Source organism: Citricoccus sp. SGAir0253, from assembly GCF_005877055.1.
Taxonomy (GTDB): Bacteria; Actinomycetota; Actinomycetes; order Actinomycetales; family Micrococcaceae; genus Citricoccus.
This window is the reverse complement of record NZ_CP039424.1, coordinates 2,631,380-2,653,831: the sequence shown is the minus strand read 5'-3', so window position 1 is coordinate 2,653,831 and position 22,452 is coordinate 2,631,380. Positions and strand designations below refer to the sequence as shown.

General features: G+C 74.4%; 18 protein-coding genes. 9 read left to right on the top strand and 9 right to left on the bottom strand.

Annotated features, from left to right (window positions below):
• Window positions 1-7 precede the first annotated feature (7 nt).
• The gene (glsA, locus tag E7744_RS11620) at window positions 8-1,906 is read right to left on the bottom strand and encodes a glutaminase A (RefSeq protein ID WP_137774253.1); all 1,899 of its coding nucleotides are present in this window, start codon (window positions 1,904-1,906) and stop codon (window positions 8-10) included.
• A 77-nt stretch (window positions 1,907-1,983) separates the two neighbouring features.
• Window positions 1,984-2,970, bottom strand: coding sequence for an NAD(P)-dependent oxidoreductase (locus E7744_RS16515; protein ID WP_137774252.1), 987 nt, complete (start codon window positions 2,968-2,970; stop codon window positions 1,984-1,986).
• 71 nt (window positions 2,971-3,041) lie between these two features.
• On the opposite strand from E7744_RS16515, the gene E7744_RS11610 reads away from it, so the two are divergent.
• From E7744_RS11610 to E7744_RS11600, 3 genes are all read left to right on the top strand, one after another.
• Complete coding sequence (locus E7744_RS11610) at window positions 3,042-3,971, top strand: SDR family oxidoreductase (RefSeq protein ID WP_137774251.1); 930 nt, start codon at window positions 3,042-3,044, stop codon at window positions 3,969-3,971.
• Window positions 3,972-4,039: 68 nt separating this feature from the next.
• Window positions 4,040-7,036 carry an ATP-dependent helicase HrpB gene (gene hrpB, locus E7744_RS11605; protein ID WP_137774250.1) on the top strand — a complete coding sequence of 999 codons (2,997 nt, stop codon included), beginning with the start codon at window positions 4,040-4,042 and terminating at the stop codon, window positions 7,034-7,036.
• A gap of 32 nt (window positions 7,037-7,068) precedes the next feature.
• On the top strand, window positions 7,069-8,043 hold the full coding sequence (locus tag E7744_RS11600; RefSeq protein ID WP_137774249.1) for an NAD(P)/FAD-dependent oxidoreductase: 975 nt from the start codon (window positions 7,069-7,071) through the stop codon (window positions 8,041-8,043).
• Between the two features lie 3 nt (window positions 8,044-8,046).
• Here the strand turns inward: E7744_RS11600 and E7744_RS11595 are convergent, their stop codons facing one another.
• The gene (locus tag E7744_RS11595; RefSeq protein WP_137774248.1) at window positions 8,047-8,568 is read right to left on the bottom strand and encodes a GNAT family N-acetyltransferase; all 522 of its coding nucleotides are present in this window, start codon (window positions 8,566-8,568) and stop codon (window positions 8,047-8,049) included.
• A gap of 39 nt (window positions 8,569-8,607) precedes the next feature.
• Here E7744_RS11595 and E7744_RS11590 point away from each other — a divergent pair, with 39 nt between their 5' ends.
• Complete coding sequence (locus tag E7744_RS11590) at window positions 8,608-9,450, top strand: PhzF family phenazine biosynthesis protein (protein WP_137774247.1); 843 nt, start codon at window positions 8,608-8,610, stop codon at window positions 9,448-9,450.
• Between the two features lie 87 nt (window positions 9,451-9,537).
• Here E7744_RS11590 and E7744_RS11585 read toward each other — a convergent pair whose 3' ends face one another.
• Window positions 9,538-11,046: a glutamate--cysteine ligase gene (locus E7744_RS11585; RefSeq protein ID WP_137774246.1), complete on the bottom strand. Its 1,509-nt coding sequence runs from the start codon at window positions 11,044-11,046 to the stop codon at window positions 9,538-9,540.
• Between the two features lie 208 nt (window positions 11,047-11,254).
• On the opposite strand from E7744_RS11585, the gene E7744_RS11580 reads away from it, so the two are divergent.
• Genes E7744_RS11580 through E7744_RS11565 form a run of 4 tightly spaced genes read left to right on the top strand, consistent with a single transcriptional unit; the run spans window position 11,255 to window position 15,795 of the window.
• Window positions 11,255-12,565, top strand: a complete 1,311-nt coding sequence (locus E7744_RS11580) for an extracellular solute-binding protein (RefSeq protein WP_137774245.1) — start codon at window positions 11,255-11,257, stop codon at window positions 12,563-12,565.
• Window positions 12,562-13,551, top strand: a complete 990-nt coding sequence (locus E7744_RS11575; protein ID WP_371415342.1) for a carbohydrate ABC transporter permease — start codon at window positions 12,562-12,564, stop codon at window positions 13,549-13,551. Before E7744_RS11580 ends, E7744_RS11575 begins: the two co-directional genes overlap by 4 nt.
• Window positions 13,548-14,492, top strand: a complete 945-nt coding sequence (locus tag E7744_RS11570) for a carbohydrate ABC transporter permease (RefSeq protein ID WP_246858427.1) — start codon at window positions 13,548-13,550, stop codon at window positions 14,490-14,492. The genes E7744_RS11575 and E7744_RS11570 overlap by 4 nt, the downstream gene beginning before the upstream one ends.
• A 34-nt stretch (window positions 14,493-14,526) precedes the next feature.
• Window positions 14,527-15,795 (top strand): ABC transporter ATP-binding protein, encoded by a 1,269-nt coding sequence (locus tag E7744_RS11565; RefSeq protein ID WP_137774244.1) that lies wholly within the window; start codon window positions 14,527-14,529, stop codon window positions 15,793-15,795.
• A gap of 136 nt (window positions 15,796-15,931) precedes the next feature.
• Here the strand turns inward: E7744_RS11565 and E7744_RS11560 are convergent, their stop codons facing one another.
• Entirely contained in the window at window positions 15,932-16,450 is a 519-nt protein-coding gene (locus E7744_RS11560; protein WP_137774243.1) for a gamma carbonic anhydrase family protein, read from the bottom strand.
• Window positions 16,451-16,608: 158 nt separating this feature from the next.
• The gene (gene purU / locus E7744_RS11555; RefSeq protein ID WP_137774242.1) at window positions 16,609-17,493 is read right to left on the bottom strand and encodes a formyltetrahydrofolate deformylase; all 885 of its coding nucleotides are present in this window, start codon (window positions 17,491-17,493) and stop codon (window positions 16,609-16,611) included.
• Between the two features lie 208 nt (window positions 17,494-17,701).
• Between purU and E7744_RS11550 the strand changes: the two genes are divergently transcribed.
• The gene (locus E7744_RS11550; RefSeq protein WP_137774241.1) at window positions 17,702-18,631 is read left to right on the top strand and encodes a hypothetical protein; all 930 of its coding nucleotides are present in this window, start codon (window positions 17,702-17,704) and stop codon (window positions 18,629-18,631) included.
• Window positions 18,632-18,732: 101 nt separating this feature from the next.
• Here the strand turns inward: E7744_RS11550 and E7744_RS11545 are convergent, their stop codons facing one another.
• From E7744_RS11545 to E7744_RS11535, 3 genes are all read right to left on the bottom strand, one after another.
• On the bottom strand, window positions 18,733-20,253 hold the full coding sequence (locus tag E7744_RS11545) for a catalase (protein WP_137774240.1): 1,521 nt from the start codon (window positions 20,251-20,253) through the stop codon (window positions 18,733-18,735).
• 38 nt (window positions 20,254-20,291) lie between these two features.
• Window positions 20,292-20,822, bottom strand: coding sequence for a Fur family transcriptional regulator (locus tag E7744_RS11540; protein WP_137774239.1), 531 nt, complete (start codon window positions 20,820-20,822; stop codon window positions 20,292-20,294).
• Window positions 20,823-21,022: 200 nt separating this feature from the next.
• On the bottom strand, window positions 21,023-22,270 hold the full coding sequence (locus E7744_RS11535; RefSeq protein ID WP_246858426.1) for an NAD(P)/FAD-dependent oxidoreductase: 1,248 nt from the start codon (window positions 22,268-22,270) through the stop codon (window positions 21,023-21,025).
• Window positions 22,271-22,452: the final 182 nt, after the last annotated feature.

The window sequence follows — 22,452 nt, the reverse complement described above, 5'->3', positions numbered from 1 at the left end:
CCGCCGGTCAGTCGCTGCGCGCGCCGGTCTCCCGGATCATCTGCTCCACGGTCGTGTAGGCGTCCCGGGCGAGCGCGGACCACAGCTTGATGGCCAGCCGGGGGTCGGACTCCTCCAGGGCCGAGATCACCTGGGCGGTGAGCACCTGCGTGGTGACCGGGCCCACGGCGCGCACGGTGGTGACCTGCCGCCCGGCCTGGCCCAGCGCGATCTCGCCGAAGATCATCCCGGGGGAGAGGAACACCTGCCGGTAGCGGCGCCCGCCGGAGCCCTGGGCGGTGAGCTCCACCTGGCCCGAGGTGATGAAGTAGATCCCCCCGAAGGGCTGCCCGGCCCGGCGGATGACCTGCCCGGGCCGGTAGTCGCGCGTCTCCATGAAGTCGGCCAGGGTCCGCGCGTCCGCCGCCGTGAACAGCTCCAGCAGGGGCGACCGGGCCGGGTCCTGCCGCCCGACCGGGAGCAGCCCGGGGGCGTGCCGGTTCAGCAGCCGCTGCTCCACCCACTCCACCGCGAGGGACCGGGACAGGAACAGCCGGAAGGCGGGCGCGTCGTCGGCCCCGTCCCGGGCGCGCGCCTCCCGGTCCCCCTCGGCCTCGAAGGGGTTGGGCAGGGCCCCGTACGGGGAGCCCTCGGCGGACTCGACCATCGTCTCGGTGAGCCGCCGGTCGTCGTCGACGAGGAGCAGGTCCCGGCCGTCCGCGATGAACAGGCGGACCACCTGGTTGAGGATGCGCACGGCCGCGCGGCCGAAGTCGTCCACCTTGGACACGTCCACCATGAGGGTGCGGACCGACTCCGGCAGCTCGGTGGTGAGCCGGGCCAGCGTCTCGGCCTCCGAGAAGCCGATGTCCCCGCCGATCTCCACGATGCGGCACTCGGCGCCGTGGGCCTCGATCACCTGCAGGGCCTCGGTGCTGCGGGGCACCCCGGAGGGGGCCTCGGACAGGTCGTAGGAGGCGCGGATGACGGAGCGGCCCACGGGCGGGGCGTCGCCGTAGTGCAGGCCCAGGTCCGTGGCCAGGCGCTTGACGGTGGCGGCCCCGCGCACGGAGGTGCCGTGCGCGTCCAGCGACGGGGAGAACACGCCGATGCCCAGCTGGCCGGGCACCACCACGAGCAGCCCGCCGCCCACGCCGGACTTGCTGGGCAGGCCGACCTCGATCGCCCACGTGCCGGCGTCGTCGTACATCCCGCACGTGGACAGCACGGACAGCACCCAGCGCACCGTGCGCGGGGCGAACACGCGCTCGCCGGTCACCGGGTTGACGCCCTGGTTGGCCAGGGTGGCCGCCATGACGGACAGGTCCCGCACGGTCACGAGCACCGAGCACTGCCGGAAGTAGTCCTGCACCACGGGCTCGGGATCGGACTCGATGATCCCGAAGGAGCGCAGCAGCCAGGACAGCGCCCGGTTGCGGTGCCCGGTGCGGTCCTCGGAGCGGAACACCCCCTCGGAGACCTTCAGCTCCCGGCCGGCGGCCTCGGAGAACGTATTGAGGATCCGGCCCATCCGGTCGCGGCCCCCGCGCCCCTTGATGAGGGAGGTCGTGGCGATCGCCCCGGCGTTGATCATCGGGTTGTCCGGGCGCCCGGTGCCGGCCTGCAGCGAGATCTCGTTGAACGGATCGCCCGAGGGCTCCACGTCGATCTTCTCCTGCACCCTCTCCGGCCCCAGGTCCTCGAGGGCCATGGCGTAGGTGAACGCCTTGGAGATCGACTGCAGGGAGAACGCCTGCTCGGTGTCCCCGGCGGCGTAGGAGTCCCCGTCCACCGTGGTGAGGGCCACGCCGTACAGCTCCGGGTCCATGTCCGCCGTGGCGGGGATCGCCTGGTGGGGCTGTCCGCCGTCCTGGGGGCGGAGCTCGTCCAGCAGCCGCTCGAGGTAGTCCTGCACCGGTGATCTCATGGCTCCCAGCCTATGCCGCGCGGGACCGCGCGGATCCCGGTCTGCGCCCGGTGTCCGCGCCGGTGGCCGCGGGTGGTTCAGTACCCGCCCTCCACGTCCACGAGGCCCTCGAGTTCCCCGCCGCCGGCGCGCGCGGCGAGGTTGCGCCGGATGCGGGCGTCCAGCAGCGGGATGCACATCTCCGGGGTGTCCGCGGTGTGCGGCGTGACGATGCAGCGCGGCTCGCTCCACAGCGGGTGTCCGTCCGGCAGCGGTTCCGGCTCGGTGACGTCCAGCCCCGCCCCGTGGATCGAGCCGGCGGCGAGGGCGTCCACGAGCGCCCCGGTGTCCACGAGGGTGCCCCGGGCGACGTTGACGAGCACCGCCTCCGGGGACATCAGCTCCAGCTGGCGTGCCCCGATCATCCCCCGGGTCAGGTCGGTGGAGGCGGCGGCCAGCATCACGACGCCGGCCCCGGGCAGCACCTCGTCGAGCCGGTCCTGGGTGACGGTCCGGTCCGCGCCGGGCACGTCCCCGGCCCGGCGGCGCACGGCCGTCACGCGCGTGTCCCAGGAGCGCAGCAGGCGCACGTACTCGCGGGCGATCCCGCCCCCGCCGACCACCACGCACTCCATCCCGTCCAGGGTGCGGCCGCCGGGCGTCCCCCACCCGGTGGCGCGCAGCCGGCCGGGCAGGTCGCGCAGCAGGGCGAGGGTGAGCAGGAGGGCGTGCTCGGCCACGGGCCGGGCGTAGGTGCCCTTGGCGGAGGTCCATGCGACGTCCGGCCGGGAGCGGATGAGCGGCACGTACGGCTCGATCCCGGCGAAGGGCAGCTGCACCCAGGTGACGTCGGGGTTGGCCGCGAGCGCCTGCTCGACCTGCTCCACCGGCACGGGGTGGACGAGGACCAGGGCCGTGGCGGTGCCGTCCCCGGCGGGGGAGGCGTCGGCGTTCTCCACGACCGTCCCGCCGTGCTGCGCCACGGCGCCGGCCGGGCCCTCGTGGGCCCGGGCGTAGGGTGTGCCGGCCCGGCGGTCGGCGGGCGGCAGGACGAGGAGGCGGTCGGTGGTGGCGGTGGTGCTCATGGGGCCATGCTGTCATGGCGGTGTCCGCCCCCGCCTTGTCATGCCCGCCCGGGCCTCCCTAGGGTCGGGGCATGACGGACACCGAGAAGAACAGCACTGGAGTTCCCCAGACCGACCAGCTGGCGGGCGGTGACCCGACCACGGCGTTCCCCAAGGTCTCGCCGCCGGAGCAGCACCAGCCCGAGCCCGGACTGGACGTGCGGACCGAGCCGGTGCCGGACATCGGCCTGGAGACCTACCGCGGCCTCGGCCGCCTCGAGGGCCGCAGGGCCCTGGTGACGGGCGGCGACTCGGGCATCGGCGCCGCCGTCGCCATCGCCTTCGCCCGCGAGGGCGCGGACGTGGCCATCGCCTACCTGCCGGACGAGGAGGAGGACGCCCGGCGCGTGGTGCGGGCCATCGAGGAGGCCGGCCGGACCGCCGTCGCCCTGCCCGGGGACCTCATGGACGCCGAGTACCGCACGGGGCTGGTGGACGCCGCCGCCGAGGGCCTCGGCGGGCTGGACATCCTCGTCAACAACGCGGGCAAGCAGGTCATCCGCGAGAGGCTCGAGGACCTGACGGACGAGCAGGTGGACCAGACCTTCCAGGTCAACATCAAGTCCATGTTCACCCTGTGCCGGGCCGCCCTGCGGCACATGGGCCCGGGCTCCACGATCATCAACACCACCTCCGTCCAGGCCTACGAGCCCAACCCGATGCTGCTGGACTACGCCTCCACGAAGGCCGCGATCAACAACTTCACCAAGGGCCTGGCCCAGCAGGTGGCCGAGCGCGGGATCCGCGTCAACGCCGTGGCCCCGGGGCCGGTGTGGACCGTGCTGCAGGTGACCGCCGGCCAGCCGAAGGACAAGCTGCCGGTCTTCGGCCAGAACACCCCGCTGGGGCGGGCGGGCCAGCCGGTGGAGATGGCCCCGGCCTACGTGTTCCTGGCCTCCCCGGAGTCCAGCTACGTCAGCGGGGAGACCCTCAACGCCAACGGGGGCACCCCCACCCCCTGACGGGAGCGGGCCGGGGCGGGACCCGGGCCGGCCGTGGCGGTGCCGGGCCCGTCCGGGACAATGGGGAGATGCCCCCCGCCCCCGACGACGCCCCCGCCCCCGTGCCCGCCCCCGGCGACGCCCCCGCCGTCCCCGGTCCGGCCAACGTCCCCGGTCCCGCGGCGGTGCACGGCGCCGCGCCGTTCGACCTCGGGCGGCTCGGCGCCGGGCTCGTGTTCGCCGACTCCCTCCCGGCCCTCGAGCGGGCGCTGGTCCGCGAGCGGATCGCGGTGGTCCAGGCCCCGCCCGGCACGGGCAAGACCACGCTGGTCCCCCCGGCGGCGGCCGTCCTGCTGGCCCGGTCCGCGGCGGACGACGACGGCCCCGCCGGCCCCGCGGGCCGGGCCGACGAAGGCGGAGCCCGCCGCCCGGGGCGCCCGCTCCGCGTGGTGGTGACCCAGCCGCGCCGCGTGGCGGCCCGCGCGGCCGCCCGCCGGCTCGCCGCCCTGGACGGCACCGGACCGGGGACCCGCGCCGGGTACACCGTGCGCGGGGAGCGCCGGACGGGACCGGGGACGCTGGTCGAGTTCGTGACCCCCGGCGTCCTGGTCAACCGGCTCCTGGCCGACCCGGAACTGGCCGGCACCGGGGCGGTGGTCCTGGACGAGGTGCACGAGCGGGACCTGGAGACGGACCTGCTGTTCGGCATGCTCGGCGAGGTCGCCCAGCTGCGCCCGGACCTGCTGCTCGTGGCGATGTCCGCCACGCTGGACGCCGAGCGGTTCGCCGCCCGGTTGGGGGAGGGCACGGGGCGGGACGCCCCCGCCCCCGTGGTCGACTGCCCCTCCGCCCTGTACCCCCTGGACGTCTCCTACCGCCCGGCGCCCGGACCCCGGCAGGACGCCCGCGGGGTGACGCGCGCGTTCCTGGACCACGTGGCCCGCTGCGCGGCCGAGGCCCACGCGGCCGCGCTGGCGGAGGACCCGGGCACGGACGCGCTGGTGTTCGTGCCCGGTGCCCGCGAGGTCACCGAGACGTGCGCCGCGCTCGAGCGGCTGGCCCCGGGCACCGAGGTGCTGCCCCTGCACGGCCGGCTCGGCGCCGCCGCCCAGGACCGGGCGGTCGGCGGCCGCGGCCCCGGGGACCCGCCCCGGATCATCGTCTCCACCTCGCTGGCGGAGTCCTCCCTGACGGTCCCGGGCGTGCGGCTCGTGGTGGACTCGGGCCTGGCCCGCGAGCCCCGGCGGGACACCGGCCGCGGCATGACCGGCCTCGTGACCGTGGCGTGCGCCCGGTCCTCCGCCGAGCAGCGCGCCGGCCGCGCCGGCCGCCTCGGGCCCGGCACCGTGGTGCGCTGCTACGAGCGCTCCACGCTGGGCGCCGCCCCGGCGCACCCGCTGCCCGCGGCCGCCGTCGCCGACCTCGCCGGCGCCGCCCTGGTGCTGGCGTGCTGGGGCGCCCCCGGCGGCGAGGGCCTCGTGCTGCCGGACCCGCTGCCGGAGGCCCCTCTCGCCGAGGCGGTGGCGACCCTGCGCGCGCTGGACGCGGTGGACGGGGCGGGCCGGGCCACCGACCACGGCCGCCGGCTCGCGGCGATCCCCGCCGAGCCCCGGCTCGCCCGCGCCCTGCTGGACGGGGTGGCGCTCGTCGGGGCGCACACGGCCGCCGAGGTCGTCGCGCTGGTCGGGTCCGACCTCCGCCCGGACGGGGCCGACCTCACCGCCGCGCTCTCCACCGTGCGGGCGGCGGCGCCGCGCTCCGGGGGCGGCCGGGCGACGGACCGCCCCGGCGGTCCCGGCCGGGACGGCGACGCGCGGCGCTGGGCCCAGGAGGCCCGCCGGTTCGAGGACCTCGCGACGTCGGCCGCCCCGGGCCCCGGCGCCCGTCCCGACCCCGGCGCCCGTCCCGACCCCGACGCCCGCCCCACCCCCGGCGCCCACCTCGACCGGGTGCCGGACGCGCTGGCGGTGGGGGCCGTCGTCGGGCTCGCGTGGCCCGAGCGGCTCGCGCGGCGGGTGACGCCACCGGGCCCCGCCGGGGCGCCGGCGGGATCCCCGTCCGCCGGGGGGCGCGGGGCGGGGGCCGGTGCGGAGGTCTACCTGCTGGCCTCCGGCACCCGGGCCGCCCTGCCGCCCGGCAGCGGGCTGGCCGGGGCCGAGTGGCTCGCGGTCGCGGACGTCTCCCGCGCCGAGGGCCGGGCCGCCGCCGGCACCGGGGCGGTGATCCGTGCGGCCGCGCCCGTGGACGCCGGACTGGCCCAGCACCTGGCCGGGCCGCTGCTCGTGGAGGAGCGCACGGCCCACTGGCAGGACGGCCGCGTGGTCGGCCGCGCCCGGCGGGCCCTCGGGGCCATCGTGCTCTCCGAGACCCCGGAGCCGCCGGCGCCGGGACCGGGCCGGGCCGCCGTCGTGGGGATGCTGCGCGCCGAGGGCCTGGCCCCGCTCGGGGTCACCGCGGCCGCGGACTCCCTGCGGTGCCGGCTGGCCCTGCTGCACCGGACGCTGGGGGAGCCGTGGCCGGACGTGTCCGACGCCGCGCTCGCCGAGCGCTGGGAGGACTGGTTCGCCCCCGAGGTGGAACGCCTGGCCACCGGGGCGAGGGCGGGGTCGGTGGACGTGGCCGGGGCGCTGCGGCGGCTGCTGCCCTGGCCTGAGGCCGTGCGCCTGGACGAGCTCGTCCCCGAGCGGCTCCCCGTGCCCAGCGGCCGCACCGCCGCCGTGCAGTACCCCGCGGTGGGACCGGGCGGGGACCGCGGCGGGGCCGGCGCCGCCGAGGACGGGACGGCCGGCGGACCGGGGGACGGGAGGCCGGGGGACGAGGCCGGGACGCCCGTCGTCGCGGTCAAGCTCCAGGAGTGCTTCGGACTGGCCGAGACCCCGCGGCTCGTGGACGGCCGCGTGCCGGTGCTCTTCCACCTGCTCTCCCCGGCCGGCCGTCCGCTGGCCGTGACGGGCGACCTGGCCTCCTTCTGGTCCGGGCCCTACGCCCAGGTGCGCGCGGAGATGCGCGGCCGGTACCCCAGGCATCCGTGGCCGGAGGACCCCTGGACCGCCCCCGCCACCGCCCGGACGCGCCCCCGGCGCTGAGCCCCGGCCGCCGGTGGCGTACGGTGTGCCGTGTGGACCAGGAACTGCCCGCCGCCGTCGACGCCCTCGTGATCGGGGGCGGCCCCGCGGGTTTGTCCGCGGCCCTGTGGCTCGGGCGGTACCGGCGCCACACCCTCGTGGTGGACTCCGGCCACCAGCGCAACCTCCCCGCGGCCCTGGCCCACGGGGTGCCCGGCCGGGACCCCGTCCCCCCGGCGGAACTGCTCGCGGACCTCCGCGCGGGGCTCGAGCCCTATCCGGACGTCCGGCTGGCCGCCGGCACCGTGACCGAGGTGTGCGGGGACGTGGAGCGGGGGTTCACCGCCGTCGTGGACGGCCGGCACGAGGTCGCCGCGGCCCGCGTGGTGATCGCCACCGGCGTGGGGGACCGGCTGCCCGGGCTCGAGGGACTCTCGGCGCACTACGGGCTCGACGTCCACCACTGCCCCGCGTGCGACGGCTTCGAGGTCCGCGGCCGGGACGTCGTCGTCCTCGGGGACGGCCCGCAGGTCCCGGCGTTCGCCTCGGAGTTGCTGGACTGGGCGGCCACCGTGCGCATCGTCACGGACGCCGCCGGGGCCGCGTTCGAGGAGGGGCAGCGTCGGACGCTGGCCGAGCACGGCATCGAGGTCGTGGACGGCCGGGCCGCGGCCCTGGCGGGCGCACCCGGTGAGCTGTCCGGGGTGGTGCTCGCGGACGGGACGGTGGTGCCGGGGGCCGCCGTGTTCTTCTCCTATGCGCACCGGCCGGCGAACGCGCTGGCCCGCGCGCTCGGCTGCGACCTGGACGAGGACGGGCAAGTGCTCGTGGACGGCTTCCAGCTCACGAGCGTGCCCGGGGTCTACGCGGCCGGTGACCTGGCCCCGGGCCTGCAGCTCGTGGCCATCGCCATGGGCCAGGGCGTGGCCGCGGGCATCGCCTGCGCCACCTCCCTGCGCGGCGGCCGCTCGACCGGGAGCGCGCCGCGCCCGGCACCGCCCACGAGCCGCTTCGCCGCCGGCCGGTAGCCCCTACCCGGTGCGCGGGGCCGGGGCGCCGGCGTCGATCCAGTACCGGCGGACGCGCCGCTCGCCAACCGTGCGGACGTCCTCGAGCACCCCGCCGTTGGCCTCGATCACCGCTGCGGAGCCGGCGTTGTCCTCGTCGCACGTCACGAGCACCCGCTCCACCCCCAGGGCCGCCAGCCGGGCCACGGACTGCCGGAGGATCTCGGTGGCGTGGCCGCGCCGGCGGTGCTCCGGGGCCACCGCGTAGCCCACGTGCCCGTTGACCTGCAGCAGCTGCTCGTTGAGCTCGTGCCGGATGGACACGCGGCCCACCGGGATCCCGTCCACCTCGGCCACGAGGAAGTCCGAGCGCACCCAGCCCGGCCGCAGGTCCACCCCGGCCGCCTCCCGGCGCAGCGTCTCCAGCACCTCCTCCCACGTGCCGTCCACGAGCAGGACCTCGAACCGGTCGGCCAGCAGCTGCTCGTGCATCCGCCGCAGGGCGGCCTCGTCCTCGGCTCGCGGCGGGCGCAGGATCAGGGGCATGGTCCGATTCTCCCACCGGGCGCGCACTACACTCGCCCCATGCCCCGCTCCCGCCCGTTCGCCCAGGTCGACGTCTTCTCCGCCACCGCCTACGGGGGCAATCCCGTGGCGGTCCTGCTGGGGGCCGAGGGGATCGCGGACGAGGACATGGCCCGCATCGCGCGGTGGACCAACCTCTCGGAGACCACCTTCGTGCTGCCCCCGACCACGGACGCCGCGGACTACCGGTTGCGGATCTTCACCCCCGGCGGAGAGCTGCCGTTCGCCGGGCACCCCACGCTCGGCTCGGCGCACGCCTGGCTCGAGGCCGGCGGCCGCCCCCGGCGCGAGGGGCGCATCGTCCAGGAGTGCGCGGCCGGGCTGGTGACGCTCCGCCACGACGACGGCGCCCTCCACTTCCAGGCCCCGCCCACCGTCCGCTCGGGGGACCTGGACCCCGGCGACGTCGAGCGCGTCGCGGCCGCCCTCGGCGTGCCCCGGGACCGGATCCTCGCCCACCAGTGGGTGGACAACGGGCCGGGCTGGGCCGCCGTCGTGCTGCCCGACGCCCGGGCCGTGCTGGAGCTCGAGCCGGACATGTCGCTGCTGCCGGACCTGCCGGTCGGGGCGATCGGCGCCCACCCGGACGGGGCGGACCCCGCCTTCGAGATCCGGGCCTTCATCCCCGGCATCGGCGTGCCCGAGGACCCCGTCACCGGCAGCCTCAACGCCTCCGTGGCCCAGTGGATGCTGCGCACGGGTGCCGTGTCCGGCCGGTACCGCGTCGCGCAGGGCACCCGGCTGGGCCGCACCGGCGAGGTGACGATCACGTGCACCGAGGACGGGGAGGTCTGGGTCGGCGGCGCCACCGTGACGTGCTTCCGGGGCACCGCCCTGGCCTGAGCCCGCCCGCTCCGTCACGTACACGCTGCATGGGGTCCGGCGCGGCGTGTCGCGACGCGCGTCGTGCACGTGACCGGCCGGGACCGGCTACGGCAGGGGCCAGGTGTGTACCGGCTCACCGGAGCGCATGTGCTCGCCGTAGTCCCGCACCAGCCGGGCCAGCGCCCGGCCGCGGGACAGCCCGGCGTCCTCCAGCCGGGCCAGGGAGCGGGTCATCCACGTGGAGCCGTTCTGGCCGGTCCGGGTGCGGCCGGTCAGCACGTCCAGGTAGCCGTCCGCGACGGCGTCGTCCACGTCCAGCAGCTCCAGGCCGTGCCGCGCGGCGGGCAGCAGGTGCCGGTCCAGCAGCTCGGTGACGGGCAGGTCGCCGTAGCCGGGCCAGTAGACCGAGGCGTTGAGCCCGTGCCGGGCGCACTCGTAGAAGTTCGTGCGGGCCACCGCGAAGGACATCCGCTCCCACGGGTTCTCCTCCCGGTCCACGAGGTACCGCACCAGGCCGAAGAAGAACGCCGCGTTGGCCACCATGTCCACCACGGTGGGCCCCGCGGGCAGCAGCCGGTTCTCCACCCGCAGGTTGGCCGGCAGGGCCGGGATGGTGCCCGTCTCCGTGGTCCGCTCGTCCCGTCCCGGGTCGAAGATGGGGCGGTTCCAGCGGTAGACGGTGCCGTTGTGCAGCAGCAGCTCGGGCAGGGCCGGCGCGCCCGAGGCCCGCGGCGCCGCGGCCTCGGGGGAGGGCCGCTCCGGCAGCAGCGCCGGGAAGAAGGCGATGTTCTCCTCGAACAGGTCCTCGATGCCCTGGATCCAGCGCTCGCCGAACCACACGCGGGGCCGTACTCCCTGGCGGGCCAGCTCGGGCCCGCGGGTGTCCACGGCCTGCTGGAACACCGGGATGCGCGTCTCGGCCCACAGCCGCGCCCCCAGGAACATCGGCGAGTTCGCGGACAGCGCCACCTGGGGGCCGGCGATCGACTGCGCGGCGTTCCACACCGGCCCGAACCGCTCCCGGGACACCTCCAGGTGCAGCTGCATCGAGGTGCACGTGGACTCCGGGGCGATGTCCTTGGCGTAGTAGGACAGGTGCTCGGGCCCCTCGATGTCGATGAGGATGTCCTCCCCGCGGGCCTCGAGCACGGCCGTGTTCAGGGCGGCGTAGCGGTTGCCCTCGCTGATCCAGCCCTCCCCGGCCAGGTCCTCCCCGTCCAGGGTCGGCAGGATCCCGACGGCGTACAGGTGCGCCCCGGCGCGCACGGCCCGGTCGTCCGCCCGGTCCAGTTCGGCGCGCAGCGACTCCTCGAGGTCCTTCAGCCCGTGGCCGTGGATGGTCAGCGAGGGGTGGTTCAGCTCGATGTTGTACCGGCCCAGCTCGGTCTGGAACGCCGGGTCGTCGATCGCGGCGAGCACCTCGTGGTTGAGCGGGGCCGGCTGGTGGTCCTCGTCCACGAGGTTCAGCTCGAGCTCGAGGCCGATCCGTCCCGCGTCGGAGAACTCCCCCGCGGCGAGGTAGGCCTTCAGTTCCTCCAGGGAGGCCTCCAGCCGTTCCCGGTAGCGGGTGCGCTCGGAGCGGGTGTACGTGCTCGACTCGACCTCGGTGCCCATGGATCGAGCGTAGGCCATGGGCGGGCCGCGGTGGTCCGGGCGACGAGGACGAGGGGGCGGGGGCCGCCCCTTGGGAAACGTCCACTTCAGGCATAGGCTTCCCCCCAGACGGTGACCCGTGACACGGTGGGACCGGCTCCCTCGGGGGACCCGGCGGCCGGCAGCCAGGGCGCCGTGGAGTGGGAACCGGACCGGAGGTACGCGACTGATGAGGCAATTCCGACGGAGTGGGGGCAGCGCGCGCCGGTGGGCTGGGGTGGCGGTCACCGCCACGGCGGCCCTGGTGATCGCCGGGTGCGCCCCGGCCGACGACACCCCCGTGCTGACCTGGTACACGAACCCGGACGACGGCGGCCAGGCCGAGATCGCCCAGCAGTGCACCGAGCAGGCCGAGGGCGCCTACCGGATCGAGACGTCCGTCCTCCCGAACGAGGCGGCCTCCCAGCGCGAGCAGCTCACCCGCCGGCTGGCGGCCGGGGACACGTCCATGGACATCATGTCCCTCGACCCGCCGTTCATCCCCGAACTGGCCGAGCCCGGCTTCCTGGCCGTGCCGCCGTCGGACGTGGTCGAGGCGACCACGAAGGACACCCTGGAGGGCGCCCTGGCCGGCGCCACCTGGAAGGACACGGTCGTCACCGTCCCGTTCTGGGCCAATACCCAGCTGCTCTGGTACCGCAAGTCGGTGGCCCAGGAGGCCGGGCTGGACATGGAGGGGCAGGTCACGTGGGACCAGCTCATCGAGGCGGCAGCGGACCAGGACAAGGAGATCGGCGTCCAGGGGGCGCGGGCCGAGTCCATGACCGTGTGGCTCAACGCCCTCATCGAGTCGGCCGGCGGCCACATCCTGGAGAACCCCGAGGCCTCGGCGGACGAGGTCCGGCTGGGGCTGGACACGGATGCCGGCCGCGCCGCGGCCGGGGTCATCTCCACGATCGGCCAGGAGGGCCTGGGCAGCGCCGGCCTGGCCACCCAGGCGGAGAACGAGTCGATGCTGCTGTTCCAGGGCGACTCGGGCTCGTTCATGGTCAACTGGCCCTTCGTCTGGCCGGCCACCAACGGCGCCGTGGAGGACGGGGCCCTGCCTGCGGACCTGCCGGATGACATCGGCTGGGGCCTGTACCCGGCCATGGAGGAGGGCAAGGACCCGGCCCCGCCGCTCGGCGGCATCAACCTGGGCGTGGGGGCGGCCTCCGAGCACCAGGACCTGGCGTGGGACGCGGTGCAGTGCATCGTGACCCCGGAGCACCAGACCCAGTACTTCGTCACCAACGGCAACCCGCCCTCGAGCGCGAGTGCCTTCGATGATCCCAGCGTCGAGGAGAAGTTCCCGATGGCCCCGGTCATCCGTGACTCCCTCGACCTGGCCAAGCCGCGGCCCCAGACGCCGTACTACAACGAGGTCTCCACCGCGATCCAGCAGCGGTTCACCCCGCCGTCGAGCGTGAACCCCGAGACCACTCCGGCCGAGACCGGCCAGTTCATCCAGGAAGTGCTGCGAGGGGAGTCGCTGCTGTGACCTCTGTTCCGACGAATGTGCCGGCCGTCGATCCCGACGCGGCCGAGGATCCGTCCGCCCGGCGCGGACGCCGCAGGGCGCCCCGCTCGGAGCGGTCCAGGGCCGAGGCGCGGCTGGGCTGGTGGCTGGCGGGACCGGCGTTCATCATCATGGTCGCCGTCATCTTCTACCCCGTGCTCCAGGCCCTGTGGGACTCGCTGTTCAACTACCGCCTCACCGCCCCGGACGAGCGGGAGTTCATCGGCCTGCAGAACTACGCCACCATCCTCGCCGACGGGGTGTTCTGGAGCGCGCTGGGCGTGACCGCGCTGATCACCGTGGTCACGGTGTTCGTGGAGCTGATCCTCGGCTTCGCGCTGGCGATGATCATGCACAAGGCGATCAAGGCCACCCGGGGGCTGGTCCGCACGGTGATCCTCGTGCCCTACGGGATCATCACCGTGGTCTCGGCCTTCTCCTGGTACTACATGTTCAGCATCGACTCCGGCTTCATCAACAACTGGTTCAGCTGGTTGCCCGGGATCGACGCCGAGCTGAACTGGTTCGCCCAGGGCAGCACGGCCCTGCTGGTGATCATGTTCTCGGAGATCTGGAAGACCACCCCCTTCATCTCCCTGCTGCTGCTCGCCGGGCTCGCCCAGGTCCCCGACGACCTGTCCGAGGCGGCGGCCGTGGACGGGGCGAACTGGTGGCAGCGGCTGTGGCGGGTCATCCTGCCGAACATGAAGGCGGCCATCATGGTGGCCGTCCTCTTCCGGGCCCTGGACGCCTTCCGCGTCTTCGACTCGGTCTTCATCATGACCAACGGCGCCTACGGCACCGAGGTGCTGTCGCTGCTGGCCTACCGCACCTCGATCGGGCGACTCGAGATCGGGCTCGGCTCGGCCGTCTCGGTCGTGCTGTTCCTGTGCGTGGGCATCATCGCACTGATCGCGGTCAAGGTCTTCAACGTGGACCTGGCCGGCGGACGGGGAGGACGCAAATGAGCACCGTGAGCACTGCCCGGGGCGCACGCCCCGCTGGAGCCGGCGGCGCCGCGGGCGCCGAGACCCTCACCCCGGAGGAGGTGGAGGGACAGAACAAGGCCCGGCGGGCCAAGCGGAACACGACCATCGGCTGGTGGGTGATCACCATCCTGGTCGCCGTGTGGTGCCTGTTCCCCGTGGCCTCCATCCTGGCCACCAGCTTCAAGACGCCGGCCGACCTGTCGAACGGGAAGTTCCTGCCCACCACGTGGTCCGGGGTCAACTACCAGGAGATCTTCGTGGGCGACTCCCAGGAGCTCTTCCTGACCGCCCTGTGGAACTCGATCGGGATCTCCCTGATCGCCACGGCGATCGCCGTGGTCCTGGCCACCCTGTGCGCCTACGCGATCGCCCGGCTCGACTTCCCGGGCAAGAAGATCGTGCTGACGGTCTCGCTCATGGTGTCCATGTTCCCGGTCATCTCGCTCGTGACCCCGCTGTTCAACATGTGGCGCACGATCGGGCTCTACGACACCTGGCCCGGGCTGATCATCCCGTACCTGTCCCTGACGCTGCCGATCTCCATCTGGACGCTGGCGGCCTTCTTCCAGCAGATCCCCTGGGAGCTGGAGCAGGCCGCGCAGGTGGACGGGGCCACCCCGCTGCAGGCGTTCCGCAAGGCGATCGTGCCGCTGGCCGCGCCCGGTGTCTTCACGACGGCGATCATCGCCTTCTTCATCGCGTGGAACGACTTCGTGTACGGCATCTCCCTGACATCCACCGAGGCCGCCCGGCCGGTCCCCGCAGCCCTGGCGTTCTTCACGGGCGCCTCCCAGTTCGAGTCGCCCACGGGGGCGATCTCGGCCGCAGCGATCATCGTCACCATCCCCGTGGTGCTGCTGGTCATGCTCTTCCAGAAGCAGATCGTCGCCGGCCTGACCTCTGGCGCGGTCAAGGGCTGAGCGCAGCCAGCACGAGAACGAAAGGCAATCCCTCATGGCCTCCATCACGCTGAACAACATCGTCAAGAAGTACGACGACGGCTTCCCGGCGGTGAACAACGTCTCCCTGGACATCGCCGACGGGGAGTTCGTCATCCTCGTGGGTCCCTCCGGCTGCGGCAAGTCCACGCTGCTGCGGATGATCGTCGGCCTGGAGGACATCACCTCCGGGGAACTGCTCATCAACGGCAAGCGCATGAACGAGGCGGCCCCCAAGGACCGCAACCTGGCGATGGTGTTCCAGAACTACGCGCTGTACCCGCACCTGACGGTGTACGAGAACATCGCCTTCCCCCTGCGGCTGGCCAAGGACGGCGGCGGCAACGGCTCGGTGGACGAGAAGGTGCAGAACGCCGCCCGGCTGCTCGAGCTGACGGAGCACCTGGACCGCAAGCCGGCCAACCTCTCCGGCGGCCAGCGCCAGCGCGTGGCCATGGGCCGGGCGATCGTCCGCCACGCGGACGCGTTCCTCTTCGACGAGCCCCTGTCCAACCTGGACGCCAAGCTGCGCGGCCAGATGCGCGCGGAGATCGCCCAGCTCCAGCGCCGGCTCGGGGTCACCAGCGTCTACGTCACCCACGACCAGACCGAGGCCATGACCCTCGGGGACCGGGTGGCGGTGCTCAAGAAGGGGATCCTGCAGCAGGTGGCCAGCCCCCGGGAGCTCTACGAACAGCCCGTCAACCTGTTCGTGGCCGGCTTCATCGGCTCCCCGTCCATGAACTTCCTGCCGGCCCACCTGCGGGAGGACGGGGGCGGGGCCGTGCTGTCCTCTCCGATCGGGGACATCCCGGTCCCGGCCGAGCGCGCTGCCGTGGCGCGGGGCAAGGACCTGGTGTTCGTCGGCCTGCGTCCGGAGTTCTTCGAGGACGCCTCCCTCGTGGACGAGTCCAAGCGCTCCAAGGGCTCGGTCTTCAGCGCCCAGCTCTCGCACCTGGAGTGGCTGGGCCACGAGCAGTACGGCTACATCGAGTTCGAGCCGGACGAGCGGACCCGTGGCCTGCTCTCGACACTGGCCGCGGAGATGGACGCCGACGAGCTGCGGCCCCAGGTCGTCACCACGCTCTCGGCCGAGTCCCGCGTGCGTCCGGGCCAACCGGTGGACCTGTGGGTGGACACCTCGCGGATCCACATCTTCGATCCCGAGTCGGGGGAGAACCTCACGCGGGATGCGGAGGCCGGCGCCGAACTGACCCGGATGGCCGCCGAGGAACGTGAGCGGGAACTGGCGGTCGCGCGGGAGCGGGACACCCAGCGCGCCTGACCGCCACTGGCCGCTCCGGCCCGGCAGTCGGTCGGACACGGCGCCCTGCGGGCGGGACGGCATCGACCGTCCGGCCCGCAGGGCGCCGGCCCGTAGAGGGGCCGGGGTCGGCGGCGTGCCGGCGCCCGACCCCGGCTCAGGAGGTGGCGGCGCGGTGCGCGGCGGCCAGTTCCACGTAGTGCGAGGAGTTGCTGGCGAGGGAGGCGACCTCCTCGTCGGTGAGCTCCCGGCGCACCTTGGCGGGGACCCCGGCGACGAGGGAGCGCGGCGGGACGACGGTGCCCTCGAGCACCAGCGCCCCGGCGGCGACGAGCGACCGGGCGCCGATGACCGACCCGTTCATGATCGTGGCGGACATGCCCACGAGGCAGCCGTCCTCCACCGTGGCGCCGTGGACCACGGCGGAGTGGCCCACCGAGATGTCCTGCCCCAGCGTGCAGGGGAAGCCCGCATCGGCGTGGAGGACGACGTTGTCCTGGAGGTTCGTGCGCTCCCCGACCCGGATGGGGGCGCTGTCCCCGCGCACGGAGACGCCGTAGAACGCGGAGGACTCGGCGCCGAGCGCGACATCCCCGGACAGGGTCGCGGTGGGGGCCAGGAAGACGGACTCGTGGACGGACGGCGTGGCGCCGGCGATGGTGATCAGGTGTGCCATGTCACCAGACTAGGGGCGCGGCGGACCGGCGCCCAGTGGCCGGCCGGGGGGTGGACGCGGCGGGGCCCGGCCGGGTCCGGGCCCCGCCGGGGGGCGGGGGTCCGGGGCCGGCCGGGCCCTGGTGCGCGCGCTGCGTGCGCGCGAGGGGGGGTGGTGGGTCAGTCGAAGACGACGGTGCGGTTGCCGTCGAGCAGCACCCGGTGCTCGGCGTGCCAGCGCACGGCCCGGCACAGGGTGGAGCCCTCGACCTCGCGGCCCATGTTGACGAAGTCCCGGGCGGACTGGGCGTGGGTGACGCGCTGGACGGTCTGGTCGATGATCGGGCCCTCGTCCAGGTCCGGGGTGACGTAGTGGGCGGTGGCGCCGATGAGCTTGACCCCGCGCTCGTGGGCCTGGTGGTAGGGCTTGGCGCCCTTGAAGGAGGGTAGGAAGGAGTGGTGGATGTTGATGGCCCGGCCCCCGAGCTTGCGGCACAGGTCATCGGAGAGGACCTGCATGTAGCGGGCCAGCACGACCAGTTCGATGTCGTACTCGTTGACCAGTTCCATCAGCCGGGCCTCGGCCTCGGCCTTGTTGTCGGTGCCGTCGGGGCGCTTGATCAGGGGGATGTGCACGAAGGGGATGCCGTAGAAGTAGGCCATCGGCTGCAGCTCGAGGTGGTTGGAGACGATGACGGGGATGTCGATGGGCAGGGTGCCGGCGCGCTGCTGGAACAGCAGGTCGTTCAGGGTGCGTCCGTCCTTGGAGCACATGATCAGGGCCCGGGTCTTGCGGGAGGCCTCCCACAGGCCGATCTCCATGCCGAACTCCTCCTCCACCGGCTCCAGCGCCTCGCGGACGCGCTCCAGCGGCTGCGGGGTCACGAACTCCACCCGCATGAAGAAGTTGCCCGACTCGGGGGAGTCGAACTGCTTGGACTCGGTGATGTCCCCCTCCACGGACAGGAGGGCGCCCGAGACGGCGTGGACGATCCCACGGGCATTGGTGCAGGACAGGGACAGGACCATCTTGGTCTGGTTCGCGGTCGACGGGGAAGCGCTCATGGGGGCGATCCTATATCTCTGGCCATAGTGACGTACATCATGACCGTAATGTGGCCGCCCGGGTGACGGGAGCGCTCCCAGCCATGGGACGGGCGTGCTCCCTGTGGCACAGTGGGCGACGTGAGGTCGCCGCCGGTACCCACCGCGGCGGCGCCCGCCGGGGCGGCCAGCGGCCCGGCGTGGACCCGGCAACCGCAAAGGACACGTCATGACCGACCAGCAGATCCTCTGGCTCATCATCGCGATCGTGGTGATCGTCATCCTGGTGGTGATCGCCCTCGTCGTCGGCAGCCGTCGTCGGGCCCGCCGGCGGGAGGCGGACCGCCTCGAGGCCGAGCGCCTGCGCCAGGACGCGGCCCGGCAGCAGGAGCGCCTGGAGGCCGAGTCCCGGGCCGCCGCGGCCGCCCAGCAGGAGGCCGCCGCCGCCGAGGAGCGGGCCCGCCAGCTCCGCGCCGCCGCGGAGGGCCGGCGGCAGGAGGCCCAGACCTCGGCCAGTGCCCTGGAGGCGCAGCTGCGCGAGGCCGACCGCAAGGATCCCACCGTGGACACGGACCGGGACGGGCGGCGCCGGGACGGCTCCGACCCGCTGGAGACCCTCCAGGAGGACCGCCGCCACGGCGTCGCCGGCGCCGGGGTGCGCGACCGGGACGGCGACGGCGTCGCCGACCGCCGGGAGGGTGCCCCGGAGGACGAGGACTGGACGGAACGGGACCGCGACGGCGACGGCGTGCCGGACCGCCGCGAGGGGACCTCGACGGGGAACGGGTGGACCGGGCGCGACCGCGACGGCGACGGCGTCGCCGACCGCCGGGAGGGTGCCCCGGAGGACGAGGACTGGACGGAACGGGACCGCGACGGCGACGGCGTGCCGGACCGCCGCGAGGACCGCGGGGACCGGCGCGCGAGCGGCCTGGCCGGGGACCTCCGGGGCGACCGGACGGACGCGGACGGCCTCGGCGGGCCCGACGACCGCGGCCCGCGCGGCCGCCACGCGGCACCGGTGGCGGGGGAGCGCCCGACCCAGGCGCAGCCGGACGTGGTGCAGGACGTGGACTCGTGGACCGCGGGCGACGGCGAGACCGTCGTCGACCGGCCGGCGGACGAGGACGGCCCGACGGGCAGCCACCGGGGCGCCTGAGGGGGCGCCTGGGCCGGTCCGGCCCGGCGCCGCCCGGGAACGGGACGGGGCCCGCACCTGCCGTCGGCAGGTGCGGGCCCCGTCGTCAGGACCTCAGGCGATCAGCGGCCCACGCCGACGGTCTCGCCCTCGTCCGCGCCCATGCCGGGCACGGAGGCGCCCTCGGCGGCGGACTTCACGGCGTCCTCGATGCGCTGGCCGATGGTGGCGTCCACGTTCTTCCAGTACTGGAAGGCGCGGGACAGCACCGGCTCCTTGACGCCGTCCAGGGCGCCGGCGACGGTCCGCACGAACTCGTCGCGCTGGGCGTCCGAGAACACCTCGCGCACGAGGGTGCCGGCCTGGCCGAAGTCGTCGTCCTCGGCGTGCAGGTCGTAGGAGCTGCGGACCAGCTCGCCGTCGGCCTCCCAGCCGTTGTCCACCGGGCCGGTCTGGTCCGACCAGGAGTCACCGAAGGAGTTCGGGGCGTACACGGAGCGGGCACCGGTGTGCTCGTACCACATGTTGCCCTCGAAGTTGTAGGTGTGCACCTCGTTGATCGGCTTGTTGACCGGCAGCTGCTGGAAGTTGGTGCCGATGCGGTAGCGCTGGGCGTCCGCGTAGGCGAAGTTGCGGCCCAGCAGCATCTTGTCCGGGGAGTTGCCGGTGCCCGGGACCATGTTGGCCGGGGAGAAGGCGGACTGCTCGATCTCGGCGAAGAAGTTCTCCGGGTTGCGGTTCAGGGTCATGGTGCCGACCTTGATGCGCGGGTAGTCCTTCTTGGACCAGACCTTGGTCAGGTCGAAGGGGTTGAACCGGTAGGTCTTGGCCTCCTCGTACGGCATGACCTGCAGGTAGGCGTCCCAGACCGGGAACTCGCCGCGGCCGATGGCCTCGAACAGGTCCTGGCGGTGGTACTCGGCGTTGGCGCCGGCCAGCTCCTGGGCCTCCTCGTTGGAGAGGAACTCGACGCCCTGCCGGGACTTGAAGGCCCACTTGACCCAGAACCGCTCGCCCTCGGCGTTGACCAGGGAGTAGGTGTGGGAGGAGTAGCCGTTCATGTGGCGCCAGGTCTTCGGCAGGCCGCGCGGGCCCATCAGGTAGGTCACCTGGTGCGCGGACTCGGGGTTCTGGGTCCAGAAGTCCCACTGCATGGTGGCGTCACGCAGGCCGGAGTCCGGCAGGCGCTTCTGCGAGCGGATGAAGTGCGGGAACTTCATGGGGTCGCGCACGAAGAACACCGGGGTGTTGTTGCCGACGAGGTCGAAGTTGCCCTCCTCGGTGTAGAACTTCAGCGCGAAGCCGCGCACGTCCCGCCAGGTGTCCGGGGAGCCGAGCTCGCCGGCCACGGTGGAGAAGCGGGCCAGCAGGTCGGTCTTCTTGCCCGGCTGCAGGAAGTCGGCCTTGGTGTACTGCGAGATGTCCTCGGTGACCTCGAAGGTGCCGAAGGCGCCGGAGCCCTTGGCGTGCGGACGGCGCTCCGGGACGTTCATCCGGTTGAAGTGCGCCAGCGTCTCCACCAGGTGGTGGTCGTGCAGCACGATGGGGCCGTTGTTGCCCACGGTCAGCGAGTTGCGGTCGCTGACGGCCGGGATGCCGGCCTGCGTGGTCGAACCGGTGGCGTGCGGAGTGGTTTCCGTCATCACGTTCTCCTTGGTCGGGGGTGGGGTGGAAGGTCCGGTCAGCCCTGGTGGGCGTCCCGGGGGCTGGGGGCGCCGGGGCCGGGGTGGTCCCCGGCCTGCCGGCGGGCGCAGTCCGCGCAGAGTCCCTGGTAGACGACGTCGGCGACCCGGATGGTCATCCCGTGCGTCTCCGCGGGGGTCAGGCAGGGCGCGTGCCCGACGGCGCAGGCCACGTCCTCGATGCGGCCGCAGGCCGTGCAGACGGCGTGGTGGTGGTTGTCCTCCACGCGCGTCTCGTACCGGGCGGGGGAGTTGGCCAGGTCCAGCTGGCGCAGCAGTCCGGCGTCCGTGAGGGAGTGCAGCACGGTGTAGACGGACTGCACCGTGATCTCCGGCAGGGAGCGGCGGACGTGCTCCAGGACCTGGTCCGCGGTGGCGTGGGGGGAGTGGTCCAGGGCGTCCAGCACCGCCAGCCGCTGCCGGGTGACCCGCAGTCCCGCGCCGCGCAGGCGGGCGGCCCAGGGCAGGGAGGCGGCGCCGGGCGCGTGCTCCTGCTCGGGGTCCGGCCCGGGGCCGGTGACGTGGGTCATGCTCGCCAGTATGCCATATTCTGAGTTACTCAAAACAAGCCCCCCGGGGAACGGCGCGTGAACGGTGCCGGGCGGGGCGGCGACCGGCACCGCAGGGAGCGGATCCAGCCCGGTGACGTCCGGATCCGGCCCGAGGACGCCCGGATCCGGCCCGAGGACGCCCGGCGCGCGGCCCCGCGGCGGCTCCCGGCCGGGGACCCTCAGGCCACGTACTGCGCGGCCCGCACGGCGGCCCGGCGACCGGCCCGGGTGGCCCCGATCGTGGAGGCGGAGGCGCCGTAGCCCACGAGGAACAGCCCGGGCATCCGCACCACGCCGACCCCGTCGCGGTCCATCCGCACCCCGCCGCCGCGCTCGCGCACGTGCAGCGGCGCGAGGTGGTCCAGCGAGGCGCGGAAGCCGGTGGCCCACAGGATGGTGTCCAGCGGCGTCTCCCACGTGGTCAGGGGGTCCTCGGCGGAGACCGCCGTGCACGCCCGCCCCGGCAGGGCGGGGACCCGCTCCAGCCCGCCGTCGGCCCGCCCGCCCGGGCCCAGGAGCCGGTCGGCCACGTGCCCCTGGGAGGGGACCGAGCCGCCGTCGGGGCCGGGGCCGTCCAGGACCGCGCCCGTGGGGGTGACGCGGCGCAGCGGGCCGCGGCTGACGAGGATCCCGGAGACCAGCCCGGCGAGGTACTGCTCCGTGACCGGCAGGCCCGTGGCGGCCACGACGGACAGGGGCGGCAGGCCCATGGTGGTGCGCGCGGACACGGAGGCCTCCACGTCCACGCCCCACGAGGCGTCGAAGAAGCGGTCCGTCCAGTCCGGGGCCCGGCGCGTGCTCCACACGGTGCGGGCGCCGGCCTCGTGCAGTTGCAGCAGGAACTGCAGCGCCGAGGTGCCGCCGCCGACCACGAGCACGCGCTCGCCGGCGAAGTCCCCCGCCGCGGTGAAGCCCCGCGTGTGCAGTTGCCGGCCGGTGAAGTCGGCGATGCCCGGGTAGTAGGGGACGTACGGGCTGTCCCACGTCCCGGTGGCGTTGATGACGGCCCGGGCGCGCCATGTCCGGCCGTCCGCGGCGGTGACGGTGAAGCCGCCCTCGCGGTGGTCCACGGCCGCCACGGCGACCGGGCGCACGACCGGCAGCCCGAGCCGGCGCTCGTACTCCCCGTAGTACCGGGACACCACGCGGCTGGCGGGCTCGGCCGGGTCGGGGGCACCGAGGGGCAGACCCGGCAGGTCGTGGATGCCGTGGGCGGCGTCGAAGGTCAGGGAGTCCCAGCGGTGGCGCCAGGCCCCGCCGGGACCGTCATTGGCGTCCAGCACCACGAAGCCGGACCCGGGCGGCAGTCCCTTGCGGAGCAGCTGCCCGGCCGCGCTGAGACCGGCCTGGCCGGCCCCCACCACCACGACGTCGAGCAGCGGCCCGGCGGGGTCGGGGGAGGAGGCGCTGTCCGGCGGGGTGCTCACGCCCGCAGTATGGCAGTCGTGGCGGTCCCGGAACATGTGACGGGCGGCATCGGGCGCCGCGCTACGATGGGCGCAGGCCGCGACTGGCGCAGGTGGACCACCACCGGGAAGCGGCGCCCCCGGGCACGGGCAGCACCGGCCCGGCGGTGGCCGGACCGTCCGCCTGGGTCCGGCCGCCAGTG